Source organism: Sphingobium sp. 3R8, assembly GCF_020166615.1.
GTDB lineage: Bacteria > Pseudomonadota > Alphaproteobacteria > Sphingomonadales > Sphingomonadaceae > Sphingobium > Sphingobium bisphenolicum.
Genome location: NZ_JAIQXR010000006.1, coordinates 155,083 through 175,172, shown reverse-complemented (window position 1 = coordinate 175,172; position 20,090 = coordinate 155,083). Strand labels below are relative to the sequence as shown.

The 20,090-nt window shown below is 65.6% G+C and carries 17 protein-coding genes; 9 read left to right on the top strand and 8 right to left on the bottom strand.

Features of this window, described 5'->3' with window-relative positions; all coding sequences use genetic code 11:
- Nucleotides 1-3 precede the first annotated feature (3 nt).
- Together K9B33_RS08120 and ppk2 are read left to right on the top strand one after the other, a co-directional pair.
- Complete coding sequence (locus K9B33_RS08120; RefSeq protein ID WP_224547981.1) at nt 4-3,222, top strand: efflux RND transporter permease subunit; 3,219 nt, start codon at nt 4-6, stop codon at nt 3,220-3,222.
- 142 nt (nt 3,223-3,364) lie between these two features.
- Nucleotides 3,365-4,285: a polyphosphate kinase 2 gene (gene ppk2, locus K9B33_RS08115; protein ID WP_224547980.1), complete on the top strand. Its 921-nt coding sequence runs from the start codon at nt 3,365-3,367 to the stop codon at nt 4,283-4,285.
- Nucleotides 4,286-4,317: 32 nt separating this feature from the next.
- On the opposite strand, the gene K9B33_RS08110 is transcribed toward ppk2, so the two are convergent.
- From K9B33_RS08110 to K9B33_RS08085, 6 genes are all read right to left on the bottom strand, one after another.
- The gene (locus K9B33_RS08110; RefSeq protein WP_224547979.1) at nt 4,318-5,286 is read right to left on the bottom strand and encodes a CorA family divalent cation transporter; all 969 of its coding nucleotides are present in this window, start codon (nt 5,284-5,286) and stop codon (nt 4,318-4,320) included.
- A gap of 62 nt (nt 5,287-5,348) precedes the next feature.
- Complete coding sequence (locus K9B33_RS08105; RefSeq protein ID WP_224547977.1) at nt 5,349-6,953, bottom strand: inorganic phosphate transporter; 1,605 nt, start codon at nt 6,951-6,953, stop codon at nt 5,349-5,351.
- A 121-nt stretch (nt 6,954-7,074) separates the two neighbouring features.
- On the bottom strand, nt 7,075-7,272 hold the full coding sequence (locus K9B33_RS08100; RefSeq protein ID WP_318011094.1) for an energy transducer TonB: 198 nt from the start codon (nt 7,270-7,272) through the stop codon (nt 7,075-7,077).
- A gap of 224 nt (nt 7,273-7,496) precedes the next feature.
- A complete protein-coding gene (locus K9B33_RS08095) occupies nt 7,497-8,249 on the bottom strand; it encodes an SDR family oxidoreductase (protein ID WP_224547974.1) in 753 nt (250 codons plus the stop codon).
- Nucleotides 8,246-9,193 (bottom strand): 2-hydroxyacid dehydrogenase, encoded by a 948-nt coding sequence (locus tag K9B33_RS08090; protein WP_224547972.1) that lies wholly within the window; start codon nt 9,191-9,193, stop codon nt 8,246-8,248. The genes K9B33_RS08095 and K9B33_RS08090 overlap by 4 nt, the downstream gene beginning before the upstream one ends.
- 12 nt (nt 9,194-9,205) lie before the next feature.
- On the bottom strand, nt 9,206-9,967 hold the full coding sequence (locus K9B33_RS08085; protein WP_224547971.1) for an SDR family oxidoreductase: 762 nt from the start codon (nt 9,965-9,967) through the stop codon (nt 9,206-9,208).
- A gap of 139 nt (nt 9,968-10,106) precedes the next feature.
- Between K9B33_RS08085 and K9B33_RS08080 the strand changes: the two genes are divergently transcribed.
- From K9B33_RS08080 to K9B33_RS08050, 7 genes are all read left to right on the top strand, one after another.
- A complete protein-coding gene (locus K9B33_RS08080; protein ID WP_224547969.1) occupies nt 10,107-11,162 on the top strand; it encodes an L-idonate 5-dehydrogenase in 1,056 nt (351 codons plus the stop codon).
- Entirely contained in the window at nt 11,159-11,494 is a 336-nt protein-coding gene (locus tag K9B33_RS08075) for a hypothetical protein (RefSeq protein ID WP_224547968.1), read from the top strand. Before K9B33_RS08080 ends, K9B33_RS08075 begins: the two co-directional genes overlap by 4 nt.
- A 45-nt stretch (nt 11,495-11,539) precedes the next feature.
- The gene (locus tag K9B33_RS08070; RefSeq protein ID WP_224547967.1) at nt 11,540-12,622 is read left to right on the top strand and encodes a LacI family DNA-binding transcriptional regulator; all 1,083 of its coding nucleotides are present in this window, start codon (nt 11,540-11,542) and stop codon (nt 12,620-12,622) included.
- Nucleotide 12,623: 1 nt separating this feature from the next.
- Nucleotides 12,624-13,505 carry an NAD(P)-dependent oxidoreductase gene (locus K9B33_RS08065; protein ID WP_224547966.1) on the top strand — a complete coding sequence of 294 codons (882 nt, stop codon included), beginning with the start codon at nt 12,624-12,626 and terminating at the stop codon, nt 13,503-13,505.
- Nucleotides 13,502-13,996: a gluconokinase gene (locus tag K9B33_RS08060; RefSeq protein WP_224547965.1), complete on the top strand. Its 495-nt coding sequence runs from the start codon at nt 13,502-13,504 to the stop codon at nt 13,994-13,996. Before K9B33_RS08065 ends, K9B33_RS08060 begins: the two co-directional genes overlap by 4 nt.
- 40 nt (nt 13,997-14,036) lie before the next feature.
- Nucleotides 14,037-15,386, top strand: coding sequence for an MFS transporter (locus tag K9B33_RS08055; RefSeq protein WP_224547964.1), 1,350 nt, complete (start codon nt 14,037-14,039; stop codon nt 15,384-15,386).
- Between the two features lie 177 nt (nt 15,387-15,563).
- A complete protein-coding gene (locus K9B33_RS08050; RefSeq protein ID WP_224547963.1) occupies nt 15,564-15,881 on the top strand; it encodes a hypothetical protein in 318 nt (105 codons plus the stop codon).
- A gap of 242 nt (nt 15,882-16,123) precedes the next feature.
- On the opposite strand, the gene K9B33_RS08045 is transcribed toward K9B33_RS08050, so the two are convergent.
- Nucleotides 16,124-17,068: an oxaloacetate decarboxylase gene (locus K9B33_RS08045; RefSeq protein WP_224547962.1), complete on the bottom strand. Its 945-nt coding sequence runs from the start codon at nt 17,066-17,068 to the stop codon at nt 16,124-16,126.
- A gap of 29 nt (nt 17,069-17,097) precedes the next feature.
- Nucleotides 17,098-19,935, bottom strand: coding sequence for a TonB-dependent receptor (locus K9B33_RS08040; protein WP_224547961.1), 2,838 nt, complete (start codon nt 19,933-19,935; stop codon nt 17,098-17,100).
- Nucleotides 19,936-20,090: the final 155 nt, after the last annotated feature.

Below are 20,090 nucleotides of genomic sequence, written 5' to 3'. Positions count from 1 at the left end.
GCCATGATCGCCCCCATCGTCAACTGGGCGGTTCACAAGCGCTGGCTCGTCCTGCTGCTGACCGCCATCGCCGCCGTCATCGGCGGCGTCGCCCTGTACCGCCTCCCCATCGACGCCGTGCCGGACATCACCAACAATCAGGTCCAGATCAACGTGCGCGCGCCGGCGCTGTCGCCCGAACTGGTCGAAAAACAGGTCGCCTTTCCGATCGAGACCGCGCTGGCAGGCATTCCCGGCCTGGAAAATACCCGGTCGTTCAGCTGCAACGGCTTCGCGCAGATCACCGCCATCTTCGACGAATCCACCGACATCTATTTCGCCCGCCAGCAAGTCGATGAACGCATGAGCGGGATCGCGGACAATCTGCCCGAAGGCGTGAACCCGGAAATGGGGCCGATCGCCACGGGTCTGGGCGAAGTCTATATGTGGACCGTCCGGCTCGAACATCGCAAGGACGACACGCATTTGCCCGGCGAGCCTGGCATGCAGCCGGACGGCAGCTACATCACGCCCGAAGGCGAGCGGCTGACGAACGATGTCGACAAGGCGACCTATCTGCGCACGACACAGGACTGGATCGTCAGCCCGCTGCTGAAAAACGGCAAGGGGCTGGCCGGCATCGATTCCATCGGCGGCTATGTGAAGCAGTTTCAGGTCGTTCCCGACGTCCAGCGGCTGGCCGCGCTCGGCCTCAGCCTAACCGATCTCGGCACCGCGCTGGAAAGCAACAACAGCAGCGTGGGCGGCGGCTTCGTCGATCGCAATGGCGAAGGACTGGCGGTCCGCTCCGATGCCCTGATCCGCAACGCCACCGAACTCTCGCGCATCGTCGTCGCCACACGGGCGGGCGTGCCCGTCACGCTGGGCCAGGTGGCGACGGTCAAGACCGGTCAGGCCATCCGCATGGGTTCGGCATCCGAAAATGGCACCGAAGTCGTCGTCGGCACCGCCATCATGCGGATCGGCGAGAACAGCCGCGACGTCGCCATCGCCGTTGCGGACAGGCTGAAGGCGATCAATGCCTCGCTGCCGCCGGACGTCATCGTGCAGCCGGTGCTTGATCGGACTGCGCTGGTCAATTCGACCATCAAAACGGTCGCGAGGAATCTCGGCGAAGGCGCGCTGCTCGTCATCATCGTCCTCTTCGCCCTGCTCGGCAACTTCCGCGCCGCCCTGATCGCAGCGGCGGTGATCCCCGTTACCATGTTGCTGACGGGCTTCGGCATGTTCCGCTTCGGCGTGTCGGCCAACCTGATGAGCCTGGGCGCACTGGATTTCGGCCTGATCGTGGACGGCGCGGTCATCATCGTGGAAAATGCGCTGCGGCGCATGGCCGACAGGCAGCATCGCGAAGGCCGCCTTCTTTCGGTCGATGAACGCCTTGCCACCGTGGCGGCGGCCGCGCGCGAGATGATCCGTCCCTCGGTCTATGGCCAGGCGATCATCATCCTCGTCTATGTCCCGCTGCTCACCCTCACCGGGGTCGAAGGCAAGACGTTCGTGCCGATGGCGCTGACCGTCATCATCGCGCTCGCCTTCGCGTTCGTCCTGTCCCTGACCGCCGTGCCCGCGGCGATCGCCATCTGGCTGTCCAATCGCATCGACGAGAAGGAAGGCCGCATCATGGGCTGGCTGCGCCGGCGCTATGCGCCGGGGCTGGACAAGGCCATGGGTCGGCCGACGCTCACCATTGGGGTGGGTGTCGGTGGCTTCCTGCTGGCAATCGCCGCCTTCCTGTCGCTGGGCCAGCTGTTCTTGCCGCAACTCGACGAAGGCGACCTGCTGATCCAGGCGCTGCGCATTCCCGCGACCTCGGTGCAGCAGAGCCAGGCGATGCAGGCGCCCATAGAAAAGATGATGGCGAAACAGCCGGAGGTGAAGTTCGTCTTCTCCAAGACCGGCACTGCGGAACTGGCGTCCGACCCGATGCCGCCCAACGCCACCGACATGATCGTGATCCTCAAGCCGCGCAGCGAATGGCCGGATCAGGGCCTCACCAAGGCCCAGCTAGTCGACCGGCTGGAAAAGGCGCTCGGCCGGTTCCCCGGCAATGCCTATGAAATCACCCAGCCGATCCAGATGCGGTTCAACGAGCTGATCGCCGGCGTTCGCGGCGATGTCGCGATCAAGGTGTTCGGCGACGATTTCAACACCATGAACGCCACGGCCGAGAAGATCGCCGGCGTCCTGCGCCGGACGCAGGGCGCCGCGGACGTCAAGGTCGAGCAGACCACGGGCCTGCCGATGCTCGACATCCGGGTCAATCGCGACGCGATGGCGCGTCTGGGCGTAACGGCGCAGGATGTACACGCCATGGTGTCAGCCACCCTGGGCGGCCGGGAAGCGGGGATGATCTTCGAGGGCGATCGTCGCTTCCCGATCGTGATCCGCCTGTCGGAAGCGCAACGCGCCGACTTCCATGGCTTGCGGCAGCTACAGTTGCCGACGCCCGATGGGCAGTTCGTCCCCCTGGCCAGCGTCGCGGACATCCGGATCGTGGACGGTCCCAACCAGATCAGCCGCGAAAATGGCAAGCGCCGCGTCGTGGTGCAGGCCAATGTGCGGGGCCGCGACATCGCCGGCGTGGTCGGAGACGCCCAGGCCGCCATCGCGGAGCAGGTTCGCCTGCCCGCGGGCGCCTATCTGGAATGGGGTGGCCAGTTCGAAAATCTGGCGTCCGCGCGCGAACGCCTGCAACTGGTGATCCCCGCCTGCTTCATCCTCATCCTCCTGCTCCTCTACGGCGCCCTTGGGTCGGCAAGGGACGCGGCGATCGTGTTCACCGGCGTGCCGCTGGCCCTGGTGGGCGGCGTGCTGGCGCTGTTCCTGCGCGGCATGGATTTCTCGATCTCGGCGGCGGTGGGGTTCATCGCCCTGTCGGGCATCGCGGTCCTGAACGGCCTCGTGATGGTGTCGTCCATCCATGCGCTGATGCGGCAGGGCATGGCGCGGGCGGAAGCGGCCCGCATCGGCGCCATCCAGCGGCTCCGGCCGGTGGTGATGACCGCCCTCGTCGCCAGCCTCGGCTTCGTGCCCATGGCCCTGGGCAGCGGCGCGGGGGCGGAAGTGCAAAAGCCCCTCGCCACCGTCGTCATCGGCGGCCTCATCTCGGCCACCTTGCTGACCCTGTTCGTTCTGCCGACGCTCTATGCCCGCTGGGGTCGGCGCGCCATGCCCTTGGACGCGCATCCACCGGTGGAGATGGAACGCCCACAAGACTGAAGCGAAGGGGGGGAGGACGTCCATGGCGCCCTCCCCTTTCCCACCGGCCGGCGCCAGGGCCCGCCGGTCTTGCCCCCGTCAACATAATGTCATCGGGCCATGCGACGAAGGCGTCATCGCTGACGCATCGGAAGGGCCGCACATGCACTTGGAAGACCAGTCCGGCTTCGCCATGGAACGTATCAAAGCGGAGATCGCCGACAGTTTCGACGAAGAGCTGGAGATGGAGATCGACGAGGATCGGCTGGAGACGATGCTCGCCGACATGGAGGAGCATCCCGAGCGCCAGCAGATGGAGCGCCGCGTCTATTTCCGCGAACTGTTCCGCCTGCAGCATGAACTTGTGCGGCTCCAGGATTGGGTCGTGCACAAGGGGCTGAAGGTCGTCGTGCTGTTCGAGGGCCGCGATTCGGCCGGCAAGGGCGGCGCGATCAAGCGCATCACCCAGCGCCTGAACCCGCGGGTCTGCCGCGTCGCCGCGCTGCCTGCGCCCAACGAACGCGAACGCACCCAATGGTATTTCCAGCGCTATACCGCCCATCTGCCGGCTGCGGGGGAGATCGTGCTGTTCGATCGCAGCTGGTATAATCGCGCCGGCGTCGAGCGGGTGATGGGCTTTTGCTCGGAGACGGATGTGGAGGAATTTTTCCGGTCCGTGCCGGAATTCGAGCGGATGCTGGTGCGCTCGGGCATCCTCCTGATCAAATATTGGTTCTCCATCACCGACGACGAACAGCAGTTCCGCTTCGCCATGCGCATCCACGATCCGCTCAAACAGTGGAAATTGTCGCCCATGGACGTGGAATCGCGCCGCCGCTGGGAAGATTATACCCGCGCCAAGGAAGCGATGCTGGAACGCACCCATATCCCCGAAGCGCCCTGGTGGGTGGTAGAGGCGGTCGACAAGAAGCGCGCGCGCATCAACTGCATCGCGCATCTGCTGGACCAGATTCCCTATGAGGATGTGCCCAAGATGCCGGTGGTGCTGCCCGACCGGGTGCGGCATGCGGACTATAACCGCCACCCCGTGCCGCCGGAGATGATCGTTCCCGACCGCTTCTGAAGCCTGTCCAGCTTGCCCGCGCGTCACGCCGGCTAGCGCCGCATGAAGCCCATCCAGCGCAGCAGCCAATAGGTGACGCCAGCGGCGCTCGCCGCGATCAGCGTCGCGACCAGCGTGCCATGCGGGCCATCGGCCAGCGGCATCCCGCCGGTGTTCATGCCGAACAGGCCCGTGACCAGCGTGGCGGGCAGCATCAACGCGGTCACGATCGAGAGCATGTAGAGATTCTGGTTGGTGCGCTGCGCCGCCTGGATGTCCACCTCGTCCCGCAACTGGCGCAACTGGGCCTGAACCCCCAATATGTCGGCATCGAGCGACTGGAGCCGCTGGGCCAGTTTTTCGACCGTGGCCAATAGCGGTTCGGGCAGTTCCTCATCCTCTTCCAGCCGCTGGAACACCCCGCGCATTCCGATCAGCAATCGATGAAGCTGCGCCAGGCGGCGACGGATTCGGATCAGGTCGCGCGGGGCGGGTGGATGGCGACCGTCGAGCAGCCCATCCTCCGCCGTCTGCACATCCTGGCTGAGCGAGCGGGCGATCTCCGCGATATTGGCGGTGATAGCGCCCACCAGCAGGTCCAGCGCCTGCGCCGGCCCGTTGATCGTGACCCCGCCGCCCCGTTCCAGTCGGCGCCGGGCGATATCGGCCGATCGCAGCGGATGCAGCCGCGTCGTCAGCATCAGGCTAGGCGTCAGCGCGATGCGCAGCGCGCCGATCCGTTCGGTATCCGCCACGTCGAAGTCCCGTTCGAAATCATGCAGCACGCAGCCGACGCTGTCGCCCTCGACCACTGCCTGCTGGTGCGTTTCCGGAGACAGCAGCAGATCGCCGATCTGCGGCGAAAACGCTTCCGAGTGGGCGATCCATCGGCGCGTGCCATGGTCGGCCAGGTTGAGATGCAGCCAGCGAAACCTGCCGCCTTGATCCGAATCGCATCGGGCGACGGGGCTCACGCCGCCGTCGCCCGAAAAATCGAGGCCCCAGATAAGGCCCGGCCCCATGCCCTGGTCCGGCACGGGGACGCGGAAAATCGGTTCTTCGTCCGTCGCTATGGCGCGCCCCCTCAGAAAATCCGGGAGAAGAGCATGTAGAGCAGCCCGGCAAGGCCGATCGACACCGGCAGGGTCAGCACCCAGGCCATCAACAGGTTGCGGATGGTGTTCATCTGCAAGCCCGACCGGTTCGCCGCCATGGTGCCGGCGACGCCGGACGACAGCACATGGGTGGTCGAAACCGGCAGCCCCAGATGGTCCGCGCCGAAGATCGTTCCCATCGCCACGAGTTCGGCGGACGCGCCCTGCGCATAGGTGAGATGCGACTTGCCGATCTTTTCGCCCACGGTGACGACGATCCGTTTCCACCCGACCATGGTGCCCAGACCCAGCGCGAAGGCGACCGCGACCTTCACCCAGGTCGGGATGAAGCGCGTGCCCGCATCCAGCGACCCCTTATAGGCGGTCAGCGCCGTCCCGCTGGCCTGCGGCAGCGCGGCTTCCTTGTCCTTGCCCAACCGCTTGATCGCTTCGGACGCCAGATACATATCGTTGCGGATATTGCTGACGGCGGCGGCCGGCACCTTCGCCAGCGATCCATATTCCAGCACCTGACGGTCCACATCCTGGATCAGCACGGCCAGCGCCGGGACGGTCGCGTCCGACACGCGCTTGTCGGCGATATAGCGGGTGACGGCCTGGCGCGCCTGTGCAGGATCGGCGTCAGCGGCCGGCCTGACGCCCAGCGCCTGGACCGCGGCGATCGAATTGTGATGGAACTCGATCGCATAGCGTTCCGGCACCGCACGGTTCAGCGCATAAGCGGTGGGCACCGTGCCGATCAGGATCAGCATGATGAGGCCCATGCCCTTCTGCCCGTCATTGGAGCCATGGGCAAAGCTGACGCCGGTGCAGGTGAAGATCAACAGCGCGCGTATCCAGGGCGGGGGCGGGACGCCGTCCTTGGGCTCCTGATACAGTTCTTCCTTGCGCACGAGGATCTTCATCGCGATGAACAGCAGCGCCGCCATGCCGAACCCGATCAGCGGCGACAGCAGCAGCGCCTGGCCGATCTCGGTCGCCTTGCTCCAGTCGACGCCCGCCGTCCCGCTCTTGCCGTGCATCATCGCATTGGCGACGCCCACGCCGATGATCGATCCGATCAGCGTGTGCGAACTGGACGAAGGAATGCCCAGCCACCAGGTGGCCAGATTCCACAGGATCGCCGCGATCAGCAGCGCGAACACCATGGCGAAACCGGCGCTCGATCCCACCTGCAGGATCAGTTCCACCGGCAGCAGCGAGACGATCCCGAACGCCACCGCCCCGCTCGACAACAGCACCCCGAGGAAATTGAAGAAGCCCGACCATACCACCGCGACATTGGCCGGCATCGCATTGGTATAGATCACCGTCGCGACCGCATTGGCGGTGTCGTGGAAACCGTTCACGAACTCGAAGCCCAGCGCGATGAGCAGGGCGATGAACAGCAGGATGAACGGCAGATAGGTCGTGGCCTGAACCCCTGCCAGGCTGGCGTCGGCATAGATGCTGTAGGCGACGTAGAGCAGCGCGACGACAATCGCGGCCCCGATGCCCACAGTCCCGGCGAGGCCCAGCCCCTTGTCGAGGTCCGGGCGGACGCTGCGCCCTTCCATTGCGATCGTCGCGTTCATCCGAATCGTCTCCCGGTCGGGCGGAATGTCAATGGAACCCTTGCTAGATCGCGTCCGTGACAGACTGATTGCAAAGCGAGCCTGGCGGGCATCGGCGCGCGCAATGGCGCGGCCATCCCGCTCAGACCGGCAGGATGAACTTGATCGGCACGGTAAATTCCCTGCGCTCGCCGGGCAATTCGGCGGGCGGGCGCGGATAGGGGGAGGCGCGGCGCAGCCTCGCTTCGGCCTCCTCGTCCAGCACGGCATGGCCCGATCCCCGGACGATCGCCCCTTCCAGCAACATGCCGGCGCGGTCGAGGACGAAGCGGACCTGCACCCGCCCTTCCTCCCGCCGCATCCGGGCGCGGCGAAGAGAAGAAAGTCGAGGAACGGCAGCGCCAGATTCGCCAGACCCATGTCCGCTTCGGCGTGCTGGACAAGGACAAGGACGGCATCGTGACCGCGACCGACGCCCGGCAACGCGCCGCGCGCCAGGCCGCGGACAAGGCGGACCGCTGAACCGACTGGACCGACCGGGCTTGCAGGACGTAAGCCCGGCCCTCAGCCGCGCCCGACGAAGGGCATGTTGGTCGCCATCAGCGTCATGAACTGCACCGTCGCTTCTGGCGGCAGGCCGTCCATATAGGCGATCGCCTCGCCCACCTGCGCCACGTCCATCACCGGTTCGGGCGCGCATTCGCCATTGGCCTGCGGCACGCCCGCGGACATGCGCTGGCCCATGGCGCTGCTGGCATTGCCGATGTCGATCTGGCTGCAACTGATGCCGAACGGCCGCCCGTCCAGCGCCGCCGATTTGGTAATCCCGGTGATCGCATGTTTGCTGGCGGTATAGGCGATCGATCGGGGCCGCGGGCTATGGGCGGAAATCGACCCGTTGTTGATGATCCGGCCACCCTGCGGTTGTTGCGCCTTCATCGCACGGAAGGCCGCCTGCAGGCAGAGGAAGGCCCCGGTCAGGTTGGTGTCGATCACCCGCCGCCAGTCGCCCTCCGCCAGTTGGTCGATCGGCACGTCCACCACATTGACCCCGGCATTGTTGAACAGCAGGTCGACCCGGCCGAACGCATCCACCGTGGCCTCGAACAAAGCCGCCACGCTGGCCGCATCGGTGACGTCGGTCGGGACCAGCACATGCGCCTCCCCGTCCCCATCCATCAAGGCGCGCGTCTCCGCCAGACTGTCGGCCCGTCGCCCGGCCAGCGCCAGCCGATAGCCGCGCCGGTCGAGCGCGATCGCCACGGCGCAGCCGATGCCGCTGCCCGCGCCGGTGATGACCGCGACGCGCCCGGTCATGACAGGTCCAGCGCCGTGGGCGGCCGCCTTCCGGCCAGCAGCGCATCGACATTGGCGAGCACCAGATCGGCCATGGCGATCCGCGTCTCCACCGTCGCGCTGGCGATATGCGGGGCCAGATGCGTCCGGTCGCTGGCGATCAGGCCGGCCGGGGCCGACGGCTCTTCCGCGAACACATCGAGCGCTGCGCCTGCGATGCCGCCGCTGTGCAGCGCCGCGATCAGCGCCGCCTCGTCCACCACCGATCCGCGCGCGACATTGACCAGATAGCCCTCGGCTCCCAGCGCCGTCAGGATGCCGGCGTCGATCAGGTTGCGGGTCGCCTCGGTCGCGGCGCAGGCCAGCACCAAAATGTCGCTCTCGCGCGCCAGCGCCGCCAGATCGGATTCGAAGCGATAGGGCGCGTCCTTGGCCGACCGGCCATGATAGGCCACCGTGCCAAAGCCGCTCAGGCGATCGGCGATCGCCCGGCCGATCCGGCCCAGCCCGACGATGCCGAAGCGTCGGCCGCTGACCTTACGTCCCAGCGGGAACGCCTCCTCCATCCAGCGGCCATCGCGCACGAAGCGATCGGCCGCGGGCAGGCGGCGTAGCAGGCCGATCGTCAGGCCCACCGCCAGGTCGGCGACATCATCGGTCAACACATCGGGCGTGGTGCTGACATCGACGCCGCGCCCATTGGCGAAGGCCACATCGACCTTGTCATAGCCCACGCCGTTGATGGCGATCAGCTTGAGCGACGGCAATGCCGCGATCAGATCGTTGGAACAGCCCAGATGCCCGCCGGTCACCACCAGCGCCACCTTGCCAGCATTCGCCTCCAGCCAGCCAGTCCGCGCCGCATCGTCCATCTCGAACCAGCGCAGCGACGGGCAGCGGGCGGCCAGTTCCGCTTCCAGATACTCGGACAGCGGGCAAAGCTGCAATGCGATCGTGTCGGCCATGATAGTCACTCCTCAAATCACCGACAGGATGCCGCCATCGACATAGATGGTCTGGCCGTTCACGAAATTGGAGGCGGAGGAGGCAAGGAAGACGGCCGCGCCGTGCAGTTCCTCCAGCTTGCCCCACCGCCCGGCGGGCGTGCGCTGGCACAGCCAGGCGTCGAACACCGGATCTTCCACCAATGCCTTGTTGAGCGGCGTGTCGAAATAGCCCGGCCCGATCGCATTGACCTGCAATCCATGCCGCGCCCAGTCCGCGCACATGCCCTTGGTCAGATTCTTCACCGCGCCCTTGCTGGCGGTATAGGGCGCGATGCCGGGACGGGCCAGTTCGCACTGGACGCTGCCGATATTGATGATCTTGCCTTGCCCGCGGGCGATCATGTGCGGCGCGACCGCCTTGCTGACATAATAGACGCTGTCCAGATTGGTCGCCATCAGGTCGCGCCAGTCATCATCATCGAATCTGTCGAGCGGCGCGCGGCGCTGGATGCCGGCATTGTTGACGAGGATATCGATCGCTCCGACATCCCGCTCCACCGCGGCGATGCCGGCCTTGACCGCAGTTTGATCGGTGACGTCGAACAGGCTGGTCGCGACATCCACGCCCTTGTCCCGCAGGATCACGGCTGCGGCATCCAGCGCATCCTGGCTGCGCCCGTTCAGGACGACACGCGCGCCCGCCTGGCCCAGCGCGTCGGCGATCGCGAAACCGATGCCACGCGCCGCGCCGGTCACCAGTGCGGTGCGGCCATCAAGACTGAAAAAAGACATAGTCACAAACCTCCATCACGCTTTTTGCCTATTACGTGACCGGTCACATTGCAATCTTGAAAATTGTCATATCGTCGCAAATATTGGATATTGCGATCATATGTGCCAAATGATATCGGTCCCATGTAAGGAGAGCGTTATGCTGGCTGCAATATGTCATGGGAAGAAGGATCTGCGGGTGGAGGCCCGCCCGGAGCGCGCCCTGGCGCCTGACGAGGTACGCGTCGGCGTCGCCTATGGCGGCATCTGCGGATCGGACATGCACTATTATCATCGTGGCGCCGTGGGCGATTTCGCGGTGCGCGAACCGATGGCGTTAGGGCATGAGATTTCAGGCGTCGTCGTCGAAACCGGATCGGCCGTGACCCATGTCGCGCCGGGCATGAAGGCCGCGCTCGACCCCAGCCGCCCCTGCCTCACCTGCGACTATTGCCGCGCCGGCCGCATGAACCTCTGCACCGACATGGTCTTCCTGGGCAGCGCGGGTCGCTTCCCCCATGTCCAGGGCGGCTTCGCGCAGACGCTGATCCTGCGCGGCGACCAGATCATTCCCGTCCCGGCCGACACCGACCTGCTCGCCTTGTCCGTCGCCGAACCCCTGTCGGTCGGTCTCCACGCCGTGAACCGCGCCGGGCCACTGCTGGGCAAGCGCGTCATCGTCACCGGCTCCGGCCCGATCGGCCTGCTGACCGCGCGCTGCGCCCTATATGCCGGCGCAATCGAAGTGGTCTGCACCGATGTCGAGGATGCCGCACTTGCCGTCGCGCGCGACCATATGGGCGCGACCGGCACGATCAACGTCGCGCGCGACCCGGACGGACTCGGCACCTATGCCAGCCCCGCCGGTCATTTCGACGTCGCCTTCGAAGCCTCCGGCGCGCCGTCGGCCTTGCTCTCGCTCTTCCCCATCGTCCGGCGCGGCGGCCGCATCGTCCAGGTCGGAATGCTGCCCCCCGGCACCGCGCCGATCCCGGTCAACCCGCTGCAATCGCGCGAGATCGAATTTGTCGGCGCCTTCCGCGCCAATGGCGAATTCCGCCTCGCCGTCGACCTGATCGTCAGCGGCGCCATCGACGTCAGCCCGATCCTGTCGGGCACCTTCCCGCTCGACCGCTCGGTCGATGCCTTCGAACAGGCCGGCGACCGCTCGCGCTTCGTCAAACTGCACATCGCCATCAACGAGGATATCCTGTGATCACACGCACCGCCATTTTCGAGGGCACGATCAAGCCGGGTTTCGAGGACCGTTTCCGCGAGGACGTCCGCACCCGCCTCGCCCCGCTCTGGGGCCAGTTCCCCCATGGCAGCAACGTCCGCCTCTTCTTCGTGGATCAGGTCGATGACGGCGCGCCGCCGATCGCGATGATGCAGCAGGTCGACTATCCCTCGCTCGCCGCGCTGGAGGAGGCGCTGGCCTCCCCCATCCGCACCCAGGCACGCGCCCTGACGCTGGAGCTGCTGGAGATGTTCGAGGGCCGCTTCTACCACGCCATCAGCGGCGGCAACGCAGTGGCCGCCACCGCCTGACGCTGATATGCGACACGGATAGCAGCCATCAGGAAAGCCCCGCTCATGAGCCGTCCCCCCCGCGATACCGCCGCCCCTGCCGAACCGAAACCCGGCCGGCGCGCGTCGCAGCGACCGACCATCCGCGACGTGTCGCGTCTGGCGGGCGTATCGCGCATGACGGTGTCGCGGGTGCTGAGCGATCCCGAACTGGTGCTGCCCACCACGCGCGACAAGGTGCTCAAGGCGGTGGCGGACCTGGGCTATGTCCCTGACAAGACCGCCGGCAGCCTGTCGAGCCGCCGCACCGGCTTCATTGCGCTGATGCTGCCGACGCTGACCAACGCCAACTTCGCCGCGGTCGCCCACGGCCTGACCGAAGCGCTGCGGGAGGCCAATTATCACCTGCTGATCGCCTATACCGACTATGACATGGCGGAAGAGGAGCGGCAGCTCCTCAACCTGCTCGCCCGCCGCCCCGAAGCGATCGTGCTGACCGGCGCCATGCACCGGCGCAATGCGTCGCGCATGTTGATGGCCGCCGACGTGCCGGTGGTGGAAATTGCCGACCTGCCAAGCCAGCCGATCGAACATGCGATCGGCTTTTCCAACTATCAGGTCGGCCGCACCGCCGCGCGCTATCTGCTCGATCGCGGCTTCACCCGGATCGGCGCGATCGCCGCCTCGCCCGAAGGCGAAGTGACCGACCATCGCGGCGAAGAGCGTATGCGCGGTTTCGAGGAAGAACTGCGCCTGGCCCGCCGTTCGACCGACGGCGTGCTGCGCCACGGCACCGCCCCGGTCAGCTTCCACCACGGCGCCGCCGCCTTCCGCGCGCTGGTCGAACGGCAGCCGGACATAGAGGCGATCTTCGCCGTGTCGGACCTGTCCGCCGTCGGCGCGGTGATGGAGGCGCAGCGGATGAACCTGCGCATCCCCGACGATATCTCCATCATGGGCTTCGGCGATTTCGAGATCGGCCGGGAAATCAACCCGGCGCTCACCACCATCCACGTCGATTTTCACGCGCTGGGGCTGCGCACCGGCAAGATGCTGGTCGATCTGCTCGCCAGCGACGCCACCCCGGCCCCATCGACCCTCGATGTCGGCCTGCGCATCGTCGAGCGCGCTTCGGTAAGGGACAGATAATATGCAGCTTGCGGTCATCGGCGTGGGCGTGATGGGATCGGCGATCGCCGGTCGCCTGCTCGATAGCGGGGTCGGCCTCCACCTCTACGACCGCGATCCCGTGCAGATGGCGCCCTTGGTCGCCCGCGGCGCCACCGCCGCCGCCAGCGCGCGCGATGCCGCAGCTCATGCCAGCCATGTCATCATCAGCCTCAACAGCGCCGCCATCGTGGAACGGGCCATCTTCGGCCCCGATGGCGTCGCGCAAGCGGCGGACGTGGGCAAATTGCTGATCGACATGTCCAGCATCGCCGCAGACCGCACCGCCGCCCTGGCGCAACGCCTGCGCGACGAGACCGGCATGGGCTGGGTCGATGCCCCCCTGTCGGGCGGCGCACCCGCCGCCGCGCGGGGCAAGCTGACCCTCATGGTCGGCGGCGCGACGGAGGATGTCGATCGCGCCCGGCCGGTGCTGAACCTGCTGTCCGCCAACATAACCCGCTTCGGCGCGCCGGGCGCGGGCCAGACGGTCAAGCTCATCAACCAGATATTGTGCGCCAATTATATCATGGCGGTGGCAGAAGCCGTCCGCTTTGCCGAGGCGCATGGCGTGGATGCCACCCTGATCCCCGCCGCGCTCGCCGGTGGCCGCGCCGACAGCCGTATCCTCCAGGAATATATGGCGAAAATGGCCCGGCGCGACTATTCGCCGACCGGCCGGATCGACAATATGCTCAAGGATCTGGAGACGGTGCAAGCTTCCGCGCTCGCCACCCGCACGCCGCTGCCCGTCACCTCGCTGATCGCCGATCTGCACCGCATGGCCGTCGCCGGCGGCCTCGGCCCGGCCGACAGCGTCGCCTATATGCGCCTGTTCGACATGGACGGCGAGCAGCCGGCATGACCCGCGCCGTCGTGGTGATGGGTGTGGCGGGCTGCGGCAAGTCCACTTTGGCGGAGGCGCTGGCGCAGCATCTGGGCTGGACCTTCGTGGAGGGCGACCTCTGCCACCCGCCCGAAAATGTCGCCCGCATGACCGCCGGCATTCCGCTCGACGACGAGGCGCGCCAGCCCTTTCTGCGCAATGTCGCGACTGCCCTCACCGCCTCGCGGCAGGGCGCCGTCGCCTCCTGCTCCGCGCTCAAGCGCGACTATCGCGACCTGATCCGGCAGCAGGTGGGCGATGTGCTGTTCGCCCTGCCCCATCTGTCGCGCGCCGATCTGGAACGGCGCATGAGCCAGCGGCCCGCCCATTTCATGCCGACCTCCCTGCTCGACAGCCAGCTTGCCACGCTGGAGCCGCCCGGCCCGGACGAAAGCGTGCTTGTCATCGACGGCAATCTGCCCGTCGCCGAGCAGGTCCGCCGGATCGCAGACGCGCTGCCCCCATCATAAAGAGGCTGCCGTCGCCAGCCCGCAAGACGAGAGGAAGACCATGGCCCTGATGCCCCAGCCGGACATCCCAGTTCCCGATACTGCCGATGTCCGCCCATGGCCGAACCCGCGCCGCGCCTGGACCGTCGCGCTTTTGCTGTCGCTCGCCTCGATCGCGTCGCAGTTCGACCGCGTCGTCCTCAACCTGACCGTCGAGCCGGTGAAGGCGGAATTCGGCCTGGACGACACCAGCTTCGCGCTGTTGCAGGGCGTGGCGTTCGGCATCTTCTATACGTTGGGCGCGGTGCCGCTCGGCCGCCTGGCCGACCGCTATGAACGGCGCATCGTGCTGGGCATCAGCCTCTTCTTCTTCAGCCTCGCCTCCATGGCGTCGGGTTTGTCCCGCAACTTCTCGCAACTTTTCCTCTCGCGCGTCGCGGTCGGCTGCGGCGAAGCCAGCGTCACGCCCAGCGGCCTTTCGCTGCTCAGCGACCTGTTCCCGCCCGAAAAGCTCGGCCGCGCCGTCAGCATCTTTTTCCTGAGCGCCCCGTTCGGCATCGGCCTCGCCTTCATGGCCGGGGGCAAGCTGCTCCAGTCGCTCACCGAACGCTGGCACGGCACCGGCCTGCCCTTTGGCCTGGAACCCTGGCAGGCCGCCTTCCTGATCGTCGGCGCACCCGGCCTGCTGCTCGCACCACTGCTGCTCTTCATGAAGGAGCCGGAACGGCGTGGGCCCGGCGGCACGACGCCGCTCACGATAGCCGAAGTGCTGGGCGTCATCCGCGCCCGCCGCCGCGCACTCACCCTGATGTTCGCCGGCTTCTCGATGGTGACGGTGGTGAACTTCGCGTACAATGTCTGGACGCCGGCGCTGTTCGCCCGCGTCTATGGCTGGACCCCGGCGCAGGTCGGCATCGGCTTCGGCCTCATCATGATGATCTGCGGCACGGGCGGCACCTATTTCGCCGGTTGGCTCAGCGACCGGCTGACCCGCGCCGGTCATGTCGACGCCCATCTGCGCGTCGCAGCCTTCGGCTTCCTCGCCTGCGGCATCTTCGGCACGCTCGCCCCATTGATGCCCAACGCCTGGGCCGCGCTGGCGCTGATCGCGCCGGCGATGTTCCTCAGCTGCATGCCCGTCCCCTGCGCCGGCACCGCGCTGCAACTCATCCTCCCCAACCGCGCGCGGGGCCAAGTGACGGCGCTCTACATCATGGTGATCTCGCTGGTCGGGATCGGCATCGGCCCGGTGGTGATCGGCTTCATGACCGACCATCTCTTCACCGCCCCCACCGACATCCGCTATTCCCTCGCCATCGTCGTCGGCTGCGCCGCCCCGATCATGTGCGTGCTGCTGTTGCTGGCGCTAAAGCCGTACAGGGCGCTAAGGCAGGCGGGGATCGAAGGATAAGGCGCTTACATCAGCGCCAGAACGCACCGTCACCCCGGACTTGTTTCAGGGTCCATTTTTCCGAATTGAGCGAAGCACTCGGCGGCACGATGGATGCTGAAGCAAGTTCAGCATGACGATTGGAGGTGAAAGATATCGGCTATTTATATAACTCCGATCTGACGCTAAGAATCTTGCATGACGATCATGCCAGCACTGCAAGAGTGGAATCTGCAATCACTGACTGCTGTGCAAGCCATGCTTGGCCTGCCATCACCCAACCTTCGACGAGTCACACTTGATCATAACGGTCAATTATGGCTGATATCGTTCGTGCTTGCCCACGAAGATGCCGAAGATCGAGAAGAAATCGAAGACTTCGGAACGGAATGGGATGCGCTACAAAGCAGCTTCGAGCAGCTTGAGATTCGCATTCTGATTACGTCAGAGCCTCTCCCGTGGCCCGCCCCTCCCGCTCGTGTAATATATCAGCGTCGAGAGGCAGTCTCCAAATAGCCATGATGAACGACCCCACCCGAAATCCTGTCCTACCTCCACCCAATCTGCTATCCTGAATCCCGCTCTTTCACACCGTCCGCGCCCCACACCCGCCACCACATAAAATGTCCAACATTTGTTCCAAAATGCCGCATTCAGCGGGAAATGTGCGAAGTTAAGCGCCGACCTTCCTACGACGCGCACAAAAAAAGCCCGGTCGCGTGCAGTCGACCGGGCTTCCAGGGGAGAGGGTTCAAGCCTTAAAGGCGGTCGTCGATCGAGGAGCGGACGAAGCCGTCTGGGAAGCTTTCGACCTGATTGCCGACGATCGTGTATTCCTTGGCGCGACCGGAGAAACGGCCCTCCAGTTCCATATAGCTTTGCGGATCGAACAGCGGCGTGGCGCTCATGCCCATGATGCCGGTCGCGTCCACCTTCTCGCAGGTATAGTCGCAGCCCTGCTGAGCGAAGTTCCTGATGCCATGTTCCAGCATCCCGTCCATCGCAGCTTTCAGCGTATAGTGCATCGTCATCATGTTGAAGCCGAGCGGATAGATGTCATCCACCGTCACCGCGGGCTTGCCGTTGATGTTGCGCACGTCGGGGAACATCTTCCAGCCCGGCACCCTGGACGAGACATATTGGGCATGTTCCAGCGTACCGATCTTAACCACGGTGGTCATCTTGGCGCCCAGTTCATGCGCCAGCCGCATCCGCTCGCAGCCTTCGTCCATCTGCGTTTCCGGGTCGGCATTGGTCCGCGCGATCAGGAAGCAGTTGGTGCCCTCCAGCGCCGCGAGCGCCGCCCGCACCTTTTCCAGATAGCGTTCGCGCGGCAGCAGGCCGGTGGATTCCTCCATATCATCGGCATCCTCCAGCTGGAGCGCGGTCGCCCCCGCCATCGCCATGCGCCGGGCGCTGCGATAGACGGCCAGCGGCCCGCCAAAGCCATCCTCGATATCGGCGGCCAGCGGAATGGGCGATGTCTGGCTGATGCGGCTGGTGATCCATTCCACATCGGTCAGGTTGCTGAAACCATAGTCGATCACGCCGTTCATCGCGATCGACACTTCGCCGCCCGACAGCATCATCGCTTCGAAGCCGACCATCTCCACCGCCCGCGCCGACGCACAGTCATAGACGCAGGGGGCGACGATGCACTTGTCGCTGGTTTCGAGCAATTGTTGCAGTGTCTTCTTTGCCATGTGCTTGCCAGTTTCCTTTGTTGAACCAATTACATGCGGACGCGCGCGCCGACCTTGAAGTAGCGGCCGATCGGATCGAAATAGACCTGGTTGGTGGCCCCCTGCGCGCTGGCGGCGAGCGGCGGGTCCTTGTCGAGCAGGTTGTTGACCACGCCGAACAGTTCGAACTGGTCGTTCACCTTCACCGTCGCGCCAAGGTCGAGATAGAAGCGGCCGGCAACACGGTTGCTGTTGACGCTGTTGGGCAGGCCGGGCGCATAGCCATCATCCTCCGGGCCGACCAGGGTCGTGTCGAACACGCCCTTGGGTATATATTTGCCGTGCAGGTTCAATGCGACGCTGCCCAGATCCCATAGGACCGTGCCGTCCACGATCCAGTCGGGAACGCCGGTGGTAGTGCCCGGACGATAGCCGGTCTGGCCCGTCCGGTCGATGCCGCCAATCTCCAGCTTGAGATAACGGGTCGCCAGCAGGCGGAAGTCCAGGCTGCCCAGCGACCCGACGTCGGTGCGATAAGTCGCCTCGAAATCGATGCCGCGATTGCGCACCTGGCTGACATTCTGCAGCACGTCGCTGACGCTGGTGAGCGTGCCCGACGCATCGCGCTGGACGAAGTTGCACAGTGCCGTCTGCCCGCCCGCGCAGCGATCGACCACCACCTGCGCGCCCAGCGTCGAAATCGCACCCTGCAGGTCGATGTCATAATAGTCGACCGAGAAGCGGAAGTTGCGCAAAAAGCCCTTGGGCGCCAGCACCACGCCCGCCGTCCAGGTATCGGCCTTTTCCGGCGACAATTGCTGGTTGGCGCCCGAGAAGCTGTTGACCTGAATCTGCGCGCCGTTGTTGAGCGGATCGACGATCGTCGTGCGGCCCAGCGTGACCGGCCCGAACAATTCGGTCAGGTTGGGCGCCCGAATGTCGCGCGACCGGGTAACGCGGAAACGCACTTCCTCGATCGGCGCATAGATGCCGCCCAGTTTCCAGGTGGTGGCATTGACCGTCGTGGTGTCCAGGCCAGGGCTGGAGCGGCGATAATGGGTGCGGCGGACCGCGCCGTTCAGTTCCAGCGTCTGGGCGAAAGGCGCGTCCTTCAGGATCGGTGCCTGCGCCTCCAGATAGGCTTCGGCGACGCGGATGCTGCCATTGACCGCCTTGCCGTTGAACGACCAGAAGGCGTTGGCGGTGGACAGGGCGTCGGCGGCGCCGACCGCCTTGTCGCTGCGATATTCGCCACCCGCCGCGATCGAGAAGTCGCCACCCGGCAGCGCGAACAGCGATCCGTTGATGTTGGCAGCGACCACATGCTCGGTCGTGTCAGTGGTCTGATAGCCCGACGGCGCGATATAGGCGGCGGCCTCCGGCGAGATATTGCCGGAGCCGAACAGGTTGATCGGCACGCAGTTGGGATCGTCATTGGCGCTGCTGGCGTCGGCATTGATGCCGCACACCACCTGGCCGTTCACATTGACCGCATTGGCCGCGTTGGTGACCCGCGACCCGACGACGTTGCCGCTATAATCCTGGCGGAACTTGTTGCGGCCATATTGATAATAGGCGTCCCAGCGCCAGTTGTCGCTGATCTTGCCTTCCAGCGACAGCACCGCCCGATAGGTCTTGTTGTCGCTATGATTGACCGATCCGCCCAGATCCATCAGCGCGCGGCCTAGGGTGAAGGCCGTGATGGCATTCGCGTCCATGATCGCCGCGACGCCGTCGGGCAGATAGGCGTTGTTGCGTTGGATCGTCTGCGTCGTGCGGGCGACCGATCCGATCACCATGCCCTGCGACCGGGCATAGGACAGGTCGACACTGGCCTTCAATGCATCGGAAAATTCATAGGATGCCTGGCTGTAGCCGACGAAACGCTTGACCGGCGGGATCAGGAGAATGCCGTCCAGAAAACCGTTGCGCACCGACTCCTCGCCGCCCTTGGTGAACAGCGGCGACGGATTGGTGCCATAGATGGTGCCGAAATCATAAGCGTGCGTCGTGCCATCCGGGTTGAACGCCAGCCCGCGCAACGGCCCGGAATTGGCGACGATCAGTCCGCCGGACGAGATGGTGCCGGTGCCGGCCGGGCCGCCGCGGATGCTGGCGGGCAGGCCGCCCGATCCCGCCGGGCTGTTGCCGATCAACTGCTCGCGCGGACACCAGTCGCGGGTGTAGCAATCGCCCATCCCGTCCGACCGATCATATTCGCCCGCGATCATGAAATGACCCTTGTCGTCCGCGAACTTCGTGCCCCAGGCGAGTTGCGCATTCTGCCCGGCATAATCGCCGCGGTCGGATATGCCAGCCTGGATCGATCCTTTGAGGCCGGTCAGGTTGCGATCGAGGATGAAGTTGACGACACCCGCCACCGCGTCCGAGCCATAGGCGGCCGACGCGCCGCCGGTCACGACTTCGGTGCGCGACACCAGCGAACTGGGGATCAAATTGACGTCGATGGTGCCCTGCGTGGTCGACGGCACGAAGCGCTTGCCGTCGAGCAGCACCAGCGTCCGGGTCGCGCCAAGGCCGCGCAGGTCGAGTACGCGCGCGCCGATATTCCCACCCACCGCCTGCTGCGTCGCCGGCGTCACCAGCGGACGGAAGGAGGGCAGTTCGTTGAGCGCGTCGCCGACATTGGTGATGGCGCGCTGCTCCAGCCGCTCACCGCCGACTACGGTAACGGGCGTCGGCGCGTTGAAGCCCGATCGGGCGATGCGCGATCCGGTGACGACGATGTCGGCAGCCGCCGCGTCATCGACCTCCGTCGGCTGGGGCGGCGGCGCGGCGTCCTGCGCCGACGCGACATTGGCCAAGGCGCACAGCGCCGCACTGCCCAGAAGCCCGTATTTGAAGCGAGACACCAAATGAAGATTCATATTTTCATCCTCCCAACACTCTCGGATCTGCCATCCGCTTTATCGTGATATCGGTCACATTAGCGAATATGTTTATGCAAGGCAATCCCCTTGGCGCCAAAGAATGACATTCACCCTGCCCGCAAAAATATGGCTAGTAAGCAGAATATTTGGCT